This is a genomic window from Pedobacter sp. KBW01 (assembly GCF_003852395.1).
GTDB lineage: Bacteria > Bacteroidota > Bacteroidia > Sphingobacteriales > Sphingobacteriaceae > Pedobacter.
The window spans coordinates 1-13,336 of sequence record NZ_QAJQ01000039.1; the positions used below are offsets into that span (position 1 = coordinate 1).

Below are 13,336 nucleotides of genomic sequence, written 5' to 3' on the forward strand. Positions count from 1 at the left end.
AACTTTTTGGGGTCAGTCTAGTTTCATTAATCCGGCCTTTTGTTTTTAATCTTTTTTCTTGGGCTCGTCTAAATAGCCATTAAAAAGAATGGGTTGCTTGTTTACACTCGTTGCTGTTAAAGAGGCATAACCATTGGTAGAAATATTAATGGTAAACCGGTAATTTTCTTTGCTTACATCCTTAGTGTTAATCTGGATGGTATAGGCTCCTCTTTTGTTTTTGGTTTCGGTATAACTAAAATCTTTCGAAGTAAATTTAATTCCGCCCTGCGTTGGGTCCATAGGTGCTGAGAATGCTCTGCCGTAATAGGGTAGGTAAGCCACAATACTATCTTTAGTTACCCTAACATCGTATTGCGAACCCGAAAGGTTAATACTCGAACCGCCTTGTCCACCAGGCATCATCATCAGTACTTTATTGATGTCGTTATTCGCCATTGGGATAGCTGTATTGGCTACAAATATATAATTCTTATTGCCTACGATCCGGGTGGTGGTTTCTTTGTTTGTTTGGGCAAATAACTGAGTGGCAAAAGAAATAAATGCCAGGCTCAATATTAAATTTAAACGTTTCATAATGTGTGTTTTTAAATGTTTAACAATTTAAAGATGCGCCAATGCGGAATATTCCATAATGGTGCCAAGAATGAAATGCTTAGTAAATTTAACGAATTTAGTTCTTATATAGTGGGTTTACGCCCACAGAATTGTTCGATTTATAAAGTGGGTTATTCTTTTCACCCTCTGATGCACCAAGCGCAGTGAATTTATAGCTTCCAGGCGCCAGGTTGTTTAATTCAATTGTTCCGTTTTCATCCGTAATCAGTGTAATTAAGCTACCGCCTGGGTTTTTGCCACCTTTAACAATAATGCCACCAATAGGCGAACCAGCTACCCTCGATTTTGGATTACTTGCAGGTACGGAAATAACAAATTTATAATCGCCGGTAGTGGTATTATTGAATTGGATTTCTCCTTTTTCGTTCGTGGTGAGGTTAATGGTATTATCGCCCGATTTTTTACCTCCTTTTACCACAATACCGCCAATGGGCTGACCTGCAACAAAACTAACTTCACCTGTGGTAACATTAAGTTTGCCTTTGATCGATTTCATGATGCATGGGAAATGTGACTCTGGGTAGTTGAGTTTGCAATAATCGCAGTAGTGCCCTTCGGGAGCAGCAGTTTTTAATTGCTGCGGCACAGCTTCTTTTATAGCAGATGAGGTTTGAGTGGCAGTTCTTTGTACTTGTGCAAAAACGGCAAATGAAATGGATAGCAGAAATACCGCTATTGCAGCACATTTTTTCATAATATTTGATTAGAAGCATAAAATTAATCAAAAAATATGGCTCTTGCTACTTTTTGCCTTGCGGTAAAACATAAGGGGCTTTTCGGCCTATTTCTTCTTCGATGCTTTAGCAAATGGATTAAAATCCAGTGCGAGGTTAATCCAGTAATCGAGTTCATCATTCCGGTTTAAAACATCGGCCGATACCAGGATGTAACCCTTCATGGGACGGCCACCCATTGCCATTTGCTCCCAGCCATCTTTATCGGCCAGGCTATCAAAAGTATTTGGATCAAGGCGTACCATCATGTTGCTTTTGGAAATCCCCAGACACATTTTGCCATTAACCATAAAAACTAAACCGCTAAACATCTCTTTCTCTTCTACATCGGTTAAGTGTTGCAAGCGCTCGGCTATACGCAGGGCTAAGGTTTCGTCGTAAGTTCTCATTAATTACTCATATTATTTACCATAACAATTTAATCTTTTAGCATTCCTTTGGCAAAGGATATTTATTATTTTTACAAAATGTTATTAAACTGCTACCAAGAAGAATTATTAGAAGCTGGATGTGATGAAGCTGGAAGAGGTTGTTTGGCTGGGCCTGTATTTGCTGCCGCAGTTATTTTGCCCAAGGGTTTTGTTTTGGAAGGTTTAAACGATTCGAAGCAGTTATCGCACGGGCAGCGCGATTTGCTAAGGCCAATTATCGAAAAAGAAGCTTTGGCCTGGGCAGTAGCCTCATGCGACCATGAAGAAATAGACCGGATTAATATCCTCAATGCTTCTTTTTTGGCCATGCACCGTGCTATCGAAAAGCTAAAAGCACAGCCAGGTTACCTGGTTATTGATGGAAACAGATTTAAAACATACCCAAACATTCCACACAGCTGTATTGTAAAAGGCGACGGAAAATATTTAAATATTGCTGCGGCCTCTATTCTGGCTAAAACACACCGCGATGAATATATGACCAACCTGCATGTCGATTATCCGCATTACAACTGGCAGAAAAATAAAGGCTATCCAACCATTGCACACCGAAAAGCGGTTTTGGAAATAGGATTGTCGCCCTTTCACCGCAAAACTTTTAATGTAAGTGAGCCTCAGCTCGAGCTGTTTTCAAAAAACGCCTAAAATTTCGTATTTTCACAGCACGTGAAGATTCTGTTAATTACTAAGCGGGTTCCCTTTCCGCCAAATAGTGGTTATCCAATTGTGGTTTACAATACCATAAAAGGCCTGCTGCAACTTGGTGCAGATATTACTTTGTTTAGTCTTAACCCCAGTAAAGCCCGCGTTGATATTGAAGATATTTACGACCCGATTTTTGAGCAGATTAAATACCACACCTGCGATCTGGATACCGAAGTAAACATTTGGTCGGCCTTTTTTAATATTTTCACCAACGAATCTTACAACGTTTCCAGATATTATAATGAAGATGCAGCCCGACAGCTGGAAAGCCTGCTGCGGGAAAATGCATTTGACATTATCCAGTTTGAAGGTCTTTTCGTTGTACCTTATTTAGATGTGGTTAAGGCCAACAGCAACGCCAAGCTGATTTACCGTGCCCATAATATCGAATTTACGATGTGGGAACGTCTTTCACACTCCGAAAAGTTCCTCATCCGGCGTAAATACCTTGCTTTTCTGGCTCAGCGGTTAAAAGCTTATGAAACTGATCAGATTAACCGTTTCCACCAGATTTTTGCCATTAGCGAGCCCGACAGGCAAAGCATCTTGCGGTTTGGCTGCGAAGTGCCCATGTCTGTTTTTCCGGTGGCCATCGATCTGGAAAAATATAAGGTAGATAAAAGTAAAACCAGTTTTCCTACACTTTTCCATTTAGGGGCTATGGACTGGCGGCCAAACCAGGAAGGTTTAGAATGGTTTTTAGACGATATTTGGCCGGATATTGAAAAACTCAATAAAGACCTGCGCTTTTACATTGCGGGCAAAAACATGCAGAAACATTTTTTTGAATATGATTCTGAAAACCTGATTGTTGAAGGCGAAGTTTTCGATGCAATAGAATTTATGAATTCGAAGGCGATTATGATTGTGCCTTTAATTTCGGGCACCGGTATGCGGGTAAAAATTATTGAGGGCATGGCCATGAAAAAATGCATTATTGCCACCGCTACTGCTGCCGAAGGCATAAACTGCCGTCATGGTCACGATATTTTAATTGCAGATTCGGCCGATGAGTTTTACCGTTCTATACTACAATGCATTATTAACCCAAAACGCTGGATGGAAATCGGTGAAAATGCCAGGAAAACGGTAGAGAACGACCACGGCGTGCATTTAATATCTTCAAAAATGTTAAAGATTTACGAAGAACTGATTGGTATTTAGTAGAAAACCAGACAGCAGTGGCAGCTAAATGCGTTCATAAATCTTCAAAAAACAGCTAAATTCTCCTCAATTTTAGCCTTAAACATTGTCATTTTCTTAGTACTTTTGCCGCAACTAAAAAATTAGCATGAAAAATACCGCATTAACAGAAAAACACATCGCTTTAGGCGCTAAAATGGTTCCATTTGCTGGCTATAATATGCCAGTTACTTACGAAGGTATAAACGCAGAACATGCAACTGTTCGTAATGGAGTTGGTGTTTTCGATGTTAGCCACATGGGTGAGTTTATTTTAAAAGGTGAAAATGCATTAGACCTTATTCAACGTGTAACCAGTAACGACGCTTCGAAATTACACGATGGTAAAGTACAGTACTCTTGCCTGCCTAATAAAGATGGTGGTATTGTTGATGATTTATTGGTGTACCGCATAGATGAGAAAACCTACATGCTGGTTGTAAATGCATCGAATATTGAGAAAGACTGGAACTGGATTGAGCAGTTTAATACCAATGGTGTAGAAATGCACAATATATCTGACCAGACTTCTCTTTTAGCCATTCAGGGACCTAAAGCTGCTGATGCTTTACAAAGCTTAACGGATGTAGATTTGGCCTCGATGGAATATTACACCTTTGTTAAAGGTACTTTTGCCGGTATTGAAAATGTAGTAATTTCGGCAACAGGTTACACTGGTGCGGGTGGTTTTGAGATTTATTTCGAAAATCAATATGCCGACCAGATTTGGGATGCTATTTTTGAAGCTGGAAAAACACAGAATATTAAACCAATTGGTTTGGGGGCACGTGATACACTGCGTTTAGAAATGGGTTTCTGTTTATACGGAAATGATATCGACGATACTACTTCGCCAATTGAAGCTGGATTAGGCTGGATTACCAAATTTTCGAAACCATTTACCAATTCTGAAGCTTTACAAGCCCAGAAAGAAGCCGGAATCCAGAAAAAACTGGTAGGTTTTGAAATGATCGACCGTGGTATTCCGCGTCACGATTATGAAATTGCTGATGCTGAAGGAAATGTAATTGGCAGGGTAACTTCGGGTACACAGGCACCTTCGTTGCAAAAAGCAATCGGAATGGGCTACGTAGCCAAAGATTTTGCTAAAGAAGGAACTGAGGTTTTCATCAACATCCGCAATACACCTATTAAAGCAAAAGTGGTTAAATTCCCTTTTTATAAATAAGATTTGAGATTATGGATATGAGATTTTAGATGGTTTGACCATCAAGATCTCATATCTCCAATCTTGATACCCCAATTTCGTCAAATGTCAAAAAAAATAGAAGTTTGCTTAACACCCGCTTTGATCGATTTATACGATATTGAGCAAAGTATTGTGGTAGTTATTGATATTTTAAGGGCTACATCATCTATTACTTATGGGATAGATAACGGCGCAGAAGCTATTATTCCGGTAGCTCATGTAGAAGATTGCTTAAAATACAGCGATAGTGGATTTTTATTGGCTGCCGAAAGAAACGGTGAAGTTGTGGCAGGTTACGATTTCGGGAATTCACCTTTTTCTTATACACCCGAAAAAGTGGGCGGAAAAACGGTTGTTTTAACCACAACCAATGGTACAAAAGCTTTACACCTGGCTCAAAAAAGAGCTTTCCAAGTGGTTATTGGCTCATTTCTTAATTTAAATACACTTTGTGCTTATTTAAAAAGCCAGGATAAAAATGTATTGTTGTTGTGCGCAGGTTGGAAAGATCAGTTTAACCTGGAGGACACCTTATTTGCCGGTGCTGTTGTAAATCAGCTTCGTAAGAGTTTTGAGCATTTCGATGATTCGAGCGTTGCGGCAGAAGATTTGTACCTGCTGGCTAAAGATGATTTACGAACTTACTTACATAAATCATCGCACAGCCATCGTTTGGCCCAACTTAATATAGAAGAAGATGTGGTGTTTTGTCTGCAATTAAATATTTGTAAGGCCATCCCCGTTTTGCAAGGTGAAAGTTTGGTAGCTTTAAAATACTAAAAGCTAAAATTCAACCCCAGGGCAATTGTATTTGCTCTGAAATTGGCTCCGTTAAATTGTGTTTCTTCTGCTTGCTTGTTATTAAAATAAGCTCTGTCTACTCCGCTATAAGTATTGATGTTGTTAATTTTATAATCAAGTTCAATCTGCAGCGTTTTGTTTAGCGGAACGGCTAGATTAATATTTCCATTAAGAGCAAAAGAATTTGCGGCATGCGTAAAACTAACTGGTTTTTGAAAATCGGGAATTAAGTTCCAGTTCGCCTTTGCCGAATACGTATAAAAACCACCCAAAATACCCGCAGTTACACGGAATGATTTGGCCTTAAAAGTTCCCTCAAGGCCAAAATCGAAACCCTTGTACCTGGTTTGATAAGTAGAATTTAATCCTGCGCTATTGATGTTGCTGGCACTTTCTAATAAATGGAATTTTTGTTGATTGTAAGATAATCCGATGATGGGATTAATTGCAAACCGATCTAAATTTAACAGTTGATAACTTAGCTGTAAACTGGTATTGAACAAATAACCCTTATTGGCGTCGAGCAGATCGAAGTAAAAAGCATTTTGCCGATTGTCATCTGCATAATCGGTATCTTCTACTTCCCCTTTGGCGATATTGCTATACTGGCTACCAGCTTTAATGCTTAACCGGTTGGTAATATGATATTTAACGTCAAATCCAAAGTTTGGTCCTTTTAGGTTTTTCCACACCAGTTCTGATAAAATGTTGGGACTTGTGCCCGAAGCATTTCCGGCAATAGACCAATCTGATTTAGCTTGCTGAATACCAATGGAAGGTTTAATTTCCCATTTGTTTGGTGTATTTTGTGCTAATGCAGTTTTACAAAAGAGTAGTAAGGTTAAACAAGCTAATAATCGGTTAATGTTACGCGGGAAAATAAGCTGCATATTCTGATTTCGGTTTTAAGCAACAAAATACACATAGTGGTTTACTAAACCACCATGTGTAAATTTATTTATTTTAAAAAGGATATACTGAAGCAATAAATGATTTATCGGTAGCAGATAGTACGGTATTCCATCCCACTTCAAAATCGCCAATGGTTAACTCATTCGGAACCGAATAGTGCATGATTGAATATTTATCATACGCACTGTAATTGGTTTGTGTGGTGCTGTATTTGGCAAACAGGTTGTTGTCTACGTCAGCCTGACTCCAATAATTCGGTGCAGCGGCATAATAGGCATAAACAGCTGGTTTATCCCACGGAATAGATACCAATGGATGCTGGTGTTCGTGTATCATACCTAAAGCATGGCCAAACTCATGAATTACCACACGGCTATATTCAGAATCGGCTGTTGATGCAGTAAGCCAACCAAAATTCATGGTTGCGCCAGTACTTGGAGTCGATTTTCCGATGTAAGACCATGAGCCATCACCACTTACAAAACTTACCCTGATTTTAGCAGTGTTATCGTTGGTTACAAAGTTGAATTTAATGTTGGCGTATTTTTCCCATTCTCTGGCATACTGTATTACTTTAGCTCTAATGGCTGCAGTGCTTCCGTTTAAACTCACTTTAATTGTAGTGCCCGCAGTCCATTTTGTCGATTTTAATACGGCGCCTCTTGGAGTCGTGCCATCCAACGATCTTTCAGTACAGATTTTGATATCGCCAAGCGGGTTTACGCTTAAGGTTTCGGGCTGATCTAGGTTTGCGTTTTCGGTAGGTTTTTCTTTTTTACAAGAATATAAAGATACAGTTAGTCCTAAGGCAATTAGGAGTGCCTTATTTAATTTTAGAAATTTCATGTTTTAGGTTTTTTAGGTAAAAGTTAATGATCTGTGTTTATGACTGGAAAATCAAGTTAGAAAATTGTAAACACAGGAATCCTACGCTTCTGCTGAAGCATAATTAAGGTGAAAAACATAGGTAGACGTTTAGGTTAAATACCCTGCATTTTGCAAAGTATAATCCTAAAGTAAAATAATATTATATAACCACCAAAATAAATGTAATATTTTTATTTCATATGTGTAGTTGTTACACTATATAAAAATTTACTTAAAATATTCTTTATTGTAGTTTTAATATTACTTTATAGAAGCGTCGCTCTCGTTTATTTTGTGATGAGCTCAGAAATAGTAGGACTGTTTTTAATGGTAATCAAAGCTTCTTCGTGTGCCAGCCAGTAAATATCTTCGGCTCGTTTCATGTCGAAGGTACTAATGGCACCCAAACCTTTAGGTTCGATAAGTACATTACAGAACTTTGCTTTTCTTTCCATGTCGTGGTTAATAGACATGATGCCCGCACGCCCCATTAAGTTGGTAATGCCCGTAATTTTATCAACAGGTTTTAGGTGGTTGCAAGACGATCCAATAATAAAATCGCAGTCTTCCATTAAAGGCTCGACCGGGAAATTGTTTAAAATTCCGCCATCTACATACATCTGTCCATCAATCATAATTGGCTTAAAAATACCGGGTATGCAGCTCGATGCATGGATGGCCCTGATTAATGGCCCTTTGGTAAAATACACCAGCCGGCCTTCGCTAAAGTTTACGGCAGCTATGGTTAACGGAATTTTTAGCTTCTCAATAGTATCTTCAGGGAAGTATTCTTTTAAAATTAGTGAGGTATTTTCGATATTAATTAGGCCGAGCGAACCTACAGCGGGGCGTACAAAACGCCATAATTTTGTTTTTAGGAAAATATTAAGTCCCTCTTCAGGATCTATTCCAGCGGCAAAAAATGCTCCGGCTATTGCTCCGGCACTCGTTCCGCTAATGTGACTAAAGGTAATACCTAAATTGCTGAAAGCTTTTAAAACGCCTAAATGTGCTATTCCTCTAATGCCTCCACCCGATAATACAATGCCAACTTTCATAGGTTTAATTTAGGATAATTACTTTAATGCTTAATTGTTTTTGGGCGGCTTACTGTAAATTGATAATTGCAACTAATTCTGTTGTTTTGGTTTGTATTTCGACTTATTTAAAATTTTCTGTGCATCCTGTTCGGCCATGAGCTGTTGTAGGGTTACATCAGGATTTTCTTTCATATATTTTTTTACCATCTGCCATCCAATCCATACTCCCAATTTTGGTGCCGAATCTCTATTTTCGCCTAAACCAGGTGTAAAAGGGCCTTCTGATAAAAAGACCTGTATTTTTTGGTAATCAGTTTCGAACAGAAAGTTGCGTTCTAAAAAGTAGGCCCAAATATCGCCTTCAAAATGCTGTGCCCAATCTAATTGTTGTGTTGTATAGCCAATTTTAACCGAGTCTGGCAGCTGTTCGGGCAATACCTGATCAAGAAAATAAAGTATTTTCCCCTGAAAAACCATTTTTGATAACAGTGATTTATTTCCATCAGGTTCTGCAAAAAGTTCTTCGTGGGCATAGGTTTCGGCTACGCGTGGCACAATATAGGCTGGTGTAAACCTGCGTGAAAGATATAGGGGAACACTTTGAACAATGGCTTTGTAAAATTTGCTATCCTTGCCCAAAAACATATCAAGGCCAATACCCAGATAGTTATCGCCAACCGGCATTTGGTAAGCAAAGCCCGAGGAAAAAGCAATAAATTTGGGGATTTTGGCTTTAGGGTAATAGTATTTGATGTATTTAAAAGTTTCGTTTAAACCAGCTTCCTGTGCTTTTAAATTTGGAAAAACACTATCTACTTCTTTGGTTAAATCGGTATAGGCCTGATCGTGGTAAAGTGTAGACAATGATTCTGTATTTGCAAATTTAGTATCAAGGATCTTATGCAGAAAATCGTCATAAAATATACCATACTTTGTACTTAGCGCCTGGTTTACCTCAACAGCGTTTTTGCTTTTTCCTGCAAATAGCTCTTTATCAAATCGTTCTATTTTAATATCTACGGCAATATTGCTAACATCGGGCCTGTTGCTTTGCTTACAGGAAATAAATGCAATGGCAAAAAGAAAAATTAGATAAATTTGCCTATGTTTTACGTTATACATCATGTAGAACAAATATATATAAACACCTATAGCATGAAAAGAATATTGACCATTTTAATTTTATCACTTTTAAGTTTTGGCGCCTGGGCGCAAAATTCTACCTTAACCAGTTACGGTTTCAGGTTGGGCCTAACTGCTACACCAACCGTTGGATGGATTAAACCAGAACAGGGAAAAACGAATGGGGTGGCCTTAGGGTTCTCTTACGGTTTAATAGGAGATTTTAATTTCGCTCCGAATTACAGTTTTTCTACGGCTTTAACCATTACCAGCATAAACGGTAAAAGTACCGAAGTAAATGTAATGCCCTATAATGGAACCAGTAGTTCATCTAATCCCGTGGCCTACGACTTAAAATATAAATTTCAATACATTGAAGTACCACTTACAGTAAAACTTAAAACCCTTAAAACCGATGGTAAGCGTTGGTTTGGCCAGTTTGGTTTATCAAATGGATTTAATATCAGTGCAAAGCAAGATGCTGTAAGGAACGGAACCCAGGTTGGTGATAACCAGAATATTTCTGACTGGAGAAAATTTTATAGAGCCGGTTTAATTATTGGTGGTGGAGGCGAATTTGATGTTTCGGGTAACACCAGCATTTTAGCCGGTTTAACTTTTAACAATGGTTTTACCAATATCGCAACAGATGGCAGCCGAAATGTTAAAAACCATTATCTGGCGCTTAATTTTGGTGTATTCTTCTAATCCTTAATACTTCAATCTTAATACTTGCTACTAAATCTCGCTACAAACCACGCTTTAACCCCGATCCCTTTATGAAAATCGCTTTAGCCCAACTCAATTACCACATCGGAAACTTTGAGGCCAACACCCAAAAAATAACCGAACATATCCAACTGGCCAAAGATAAAGGTGCCGATCTGGTTGTTTTTGCTGAATTGGCGATTTGTGGTTATCCGCCAAGGGATTTTTTAGAGTTTGACGAGTTTATTATGCTTTGCGAAAATGCAGTGCAGGAAATAGCGAAGCATTGTACTGATATTGCCTGTATTGTTGGCTTGCCGATAAAAAATGAAGTACTTCAGGGTAAGGATTTGTTTAATGCAGCTTATTTTATAGAAGGTGGGCAAGTAAAAGGTGTAGTAAGAAAAGCCCTTTTACCTACTTATGATGTATTTGATGAGTACCGATATTTTGAGCCTGCTACGCAATTTGGCTGCATTGATTTTAAAGGTAAAAAAATTGCGCTCACCATTTGCGAAGATCTGTGGAACATCAACGATAACCCGTTATATGTTTCTAACCCAATGGATGAACTGATTAAAGAAAAACCTGATTTAATGATCAACATTGCGGCTTCTCCTTTTTCGTACACTCACGACGACGAACGTATAAAAGTACTATCTGATAATGCAAAAAAATACCACTTACCTGTGTTTTATGTGAACCAGGTTGGTGCCCAAACTGAAATTATTTTTGATGGAGGTTCGCTGGTTTTTGATGCCGATGGAACCATGAAAGCCGAGATGAAGTATTTTGAAGAAGATCTGCAGGTTTTTGATCTCGATGAGGTTGAGCATGTGCGCAATAAATATCCTCAGGCCGAAAGATTAAGCGATATTGAGCAGATTCATGATGCGCTAATTTTAGGAATTAAGGATTATTTCCGGAAATCGGGTTTTAGTAAGGCTGTGCTTGGCTTATCAGGTGGGATCGATTCAGCAGTAGTATGTGCTCTGGCTTGCCGGGCGCTAGGTGCCGAAAATGTAATGGCTGTTTTAATGCCTTCCAAATTCTCTTCTGATCATTCGGTACAGGATGCATTAGACCTGGTAAATAACATTGGGTGCATGCACGAAATTATCCCGATTAAGGAAGTTGCAGAAGCTTTTGATCAGATAATGGCATCGGCATTTAAGGGCTTGCCATTTAACTTGGCAGAGGAAAATATCCAGGCACGTATCCGTGGGATTATTAATATGGCCATGAGCAATAAGTTTGGCTATATATTACTCAATACCTCTAATAAAAGCGAGTGCGCTGTAGGTTATGGTACTTTGTACGGCGATATGTGTGGTGCAATAGGGGTGATAGGCGATGTATATAAAATGCAGGTTTTTGAGCTGGCCAGATACATCAATAAGGAAAGCGAAATTATTCCGTTGAATACGATAGTTAAGCCACCTTCAGCAGAACTAAGGCCCGATCAAAAAGATTCTGATTCGCTACCTGAATACGAAATCCTGGATAAAATCCTTTATCAGCACATCGAAAAGAAACAGGGATCGAAAGCCATTGTTGCACAGGGATTTGATGCTGCACTGGTACAACGGATATTAAAAATGGTTAACATTGCCGAATTTAAACGCTACCAAACACCACCGATTTTAAGGGTATCGCCTAAGGCTTTTGGTATGGGCAGAAGGATGCCTATTGTAGGGAAATATATGGCTTAGGCTGTAAGGCGTTGGAAGGTTTGAATTTGTTAAATTGTTGGAATATTCAATTGTTCGATTGCTGAATAAATAACCTGTTTAATTGTGCTGAAGTTGATTTAACGCCAGCTCCCTGATTTCATTATCTTTTTCAAAGGCAATGATGTGGTTTAGGCGCTGCTTATCATTTATTTTGCTCACAGCCAGTTTTCTGCTTGCAGTATCCTTGTCAAACGACGCAATATGGAACAGGTTGGCTTGATCATTTAATTTATTAATGGCTATTTTTCTGGTTGCAACATCATCATCGAACGAAGCGATGTGGAAAAGCTTACTTTGGTTGCTCATTTTGCTTACTGCTAATTTCCTTACAGCGGCATCTTCATCAAATGAAGCAATATGAAAAAGGTTCGATTCGTCGCTCAACCTATCTACTGCAATTTTTCTTATTGTTGCCTCATCGTTAAAGCACGCAACATGAAATAGGTTAGCTTGGTTAGTTATTTTTACTACAGCGGTCTTTACAAGGGCAGTATCTTTATTAAAACAGGCAATATGAAAAAGTTCTGCTTCCGAAGCAGTATTAAGGCTTAAGTCAGGGGAGCTGACAGTAGGGGCGCTAATTACCAATTCTTTTTTTCTGCTGATGCAGCTGCTTAAGAATAATATGATGCCAAGAAATAAGAATGGTCTGTTCATTGAGTTTGCGTTTATACTAAGTTATATATTTTTAGCTAAGGACTAAGATTAAACGCAAAAAAACGTCATCTGATTGGCGAATGCTTCCAGATGACGTTTTATATGTTAACGGTTTTTTATGCTAAAGTAGCATCAATCGTAATGGTGGTGTTTAACAATTTAGAGATCGGGCAATTTTTTTCTGCATCAGCCACCAATTCGTCAAATTTATCTTGCGATAAGCCCGGTACCGAAGCTGTTAATGTTAAATGCGATTCTACAATCTCTCCTTTTGAAGGATCGAGGTTAATCTCACATTTGGTTTCCAGTTTATCTGCAGTAAAACCTGCTTCGGTTAAGTTAGCAGATAATTTCATGGTGAAACATCCGGCATGTGCCGCTGCAATTAATTCTTCAGGGTTGGTACCCACACCTTCCGCAAAGCGCGAATTAAAAGAATATTGTGTATTGTTTAAAGTTGTGCTTTGCGTGGTAATATTGCCAGCACCCTCTTTAATAGAACCTTGCCAAACGGCCGTTGCATTTCTTTTCATGATCAAATTTATTTTTGGTTGATTTTAGATTGTTTAACAGCTAAAGATAAATATATGTTTGTACAAGGAATGAAAATCTTTGT

The 13,336-nt window shown here is 38.6% G+C and carries 15 protein-coding genes; 6 read left to right on the plus strand and 9 right to left on the minus strand.

The window, feature by feature from the left end:
• Positions 1-45 precede the first annotated feature (45 nt).
• The 3 genes from DBR40_RS25385 to DBR40_RS25395 all read right to left on the minus strand — a co-directional run bounded on the left by DBR40_RS25385 (position 46) and on the right by DBR40_RS25395 (position 1,741).
• Positions 46-576, minus strand: coding sequence for a DUF4251 domain-containing protein (locus DBR40_RS25385; RefSeq protein WP_124562534.1), 531 nt, complete (start codon positions 574-576; stop codon positions 46-48).
• 97 nt (positions 577-673) lie between these two features.
• Positions 674-1,312 (minus strand): hypothetical protein, encoded by a 639-nt coding sequence (locus DBR40_RS25390; protein ID WP_124562535.1) that lies wholly within the window; start codon positions 1,310-1,312, stop codon positions 674-676.
• Positions 1,313-1,399: 87 nt separating this feature from the next.
• Positions 1,400-1,741 (minus strand): TfoX/Sxy family protein, encoded by a 342-nt coding sequence (locus DBR40_RS25395; RefSeq protein WP_124562536.1) that lies wholly within the window; start codon positions 1,739-1,741, stop codon positions 1,400-1,402.
• Between the two features lie 78 nt (positions 1,742-1,819).
• Between DBR40_RS25395 and DBR40_RS25400 the strand changes: the two genes are divergently transcribed.
• From DBR40_RS25400 to DBR40_RS25415, 4 genes are all read left to right on the plus strand, one after another.
• Complete coding sequence (locus DBR40_RS25400; RefSeq protein ID WP_124562537.1) at positions 1,820-2,428, plus strand: ribonuclease HII; 609 nt, start codon at positions 1,820-1,822, stop codon at positions 2,426-2,428.
• Positions 2,429-2,449: 21 nt separating this feature from the next.
• Positions 2,450-3,652, plus strand: coding sequence for a glycosyltransferase family 4 protein (locus tag DBR40_RS25405; RefSeq protein ID WP_124562538.1), 1,203 nt, complete (start codon positions 2,450-2,452; stop codon positions 3,650-3,652).
• 127 nt (positions 3,653-3,779) lie between these two features.
• Positions 3,780-4,859 carry a glycine cleavage system aminomethyltransferase GcvT gene (gene gcvT, locus DBR40_RS25410; protein WP_124562539.1) on the plus strand — a complete coding sequence of 360 codons (1,080 nt, stop codon included), beginning with the start codon at positions 3,780-3,782 and terminating at the stop codon, positions 4,857-4,859.
• Between the two features lie 84 nt (positions 4,860-4,943).
• Positions 4,944-5,660 (plus strand): 2-phosphosulfolactate phosphatase, encoded by a 717-nt coding sequence (locus tag DBR40_RS25415; protein ID WP_124562540.1) that lies wholly within the window; start codon positions 4,944-4,946, stop codon positions 5,658-5,660.
• Here the strand turns inward: DBR40_RS25415 and DBR40_RS25420 are convergent.
• The 4 genes from DBR40_RS25420 to gldB form a co-directional block, all read right to left on the minus strand.
• Complete coding sequence (locus tag DBR40_RS25420) at positions 5,657-6,571, minus strand: outer membrane beta-barrel protein (protein ID WP_124562541.1); 915 nt, start codon at positions 6,569-6,571, stop codon at positions 5,657-5,659. The two genes, DBR40_RS25415 and DBR40_RS25420, sit on opposite strands and share 4 nt — an antisense overlap.
• Positions 6,572-6,644: 73 nt before the next feature.
• A complete protein-coding gene (locus tag DBR40_RS25425; protein ID WP_124562542.1) occupies positions 6,645-7,439 on the minus strand; it encodes a M12 family metallopeptidase in 795 nt (264 codons plus the stop codon).
• A gap of 308 nt (positions 7,440-7,747) precedes the next feature.
• The gene (locus tag DBR40_RS25430) at positions 7,748-8,518 is read right to left on the minus strand and encodes a patatin-like phospholipase family protein (protein ID WP_039473207.1); all 771 of its coding nucleotides are present in this window, start codon (positions 8,516-8,518) and stop codon (positions 7,748-7,750) included.
• Positions 8,519-8,590: 72 nt separating this feature from the next.
• The gene (gldB, locus tag DBR40_RS25435; RefSeq protein WP_124562543.1) at positions 8,591-9,625 is read right to left on the minus strand and encodes a gliding motility lipoprotein GldB; all 1,035 of its coding nucleotides are present in this window, start codon (positions 9,623-9,625) and stop codon (positions 8,591-8,593) included.
• Positions 9,626-9,655: 30 nt separating this feature from the next.
• On the opposite strand from gldB, the gene DBR40_RS25440 reads away from it, so the two are divergent.
• Together DBR40_RS25440 and DBR40_RS25445 are read left to right on the plus strand one after the other, a co-directional pair.
• Complete coding sequence (locus tag DBR40_RS25440; protein ID WP_124562544.1) at positions 9,656-10,330, plus strand: porin family protein; 675 nt, start codon at positions 9,656-9,658, stop codon at positions 10,328-10,330.
• A gap of 71 nt (positions 10,331-10,401) precedes the next feature.
• On the plus strand, positions 10,402-12,042 hold the full coding sequence (locus DBR40_RS25445) for an NAD+ synthase (RefSeq protein WP_124562545.1): 1,641 nt from the start codon (positions 10,402-10,404) through the stop codon (positions 12,040-12,042).
• A gap of 78 nt (positions 12,043-12,120) precedes the next feature.
• Here the strand turns inward: DBR40_RS25445 and DBR40_RS25450 are convergent, their stop codons facing one another.
• Positions 12,121-12,720, minus strand: coding sequence for a hypothetical protein (locus DBR40_RS25450; protein WP_124562546.1), 600 nt, complete (start codon positions 12,718-12,720; stop codon positions 12,121-12,123).
• Positions 12,721-12,836: 116 nt separating this feature from the next.
• Entirely contained in the window at positions 12,837-13,253 is a 417-nt protein-coding gene (locus DBR40_RS25455) for an OsmC family protein (protein WP_199748427.1), read from the minus strand.
• Positions 13,254-13,336: the final 83 nt, after the last annotated feature.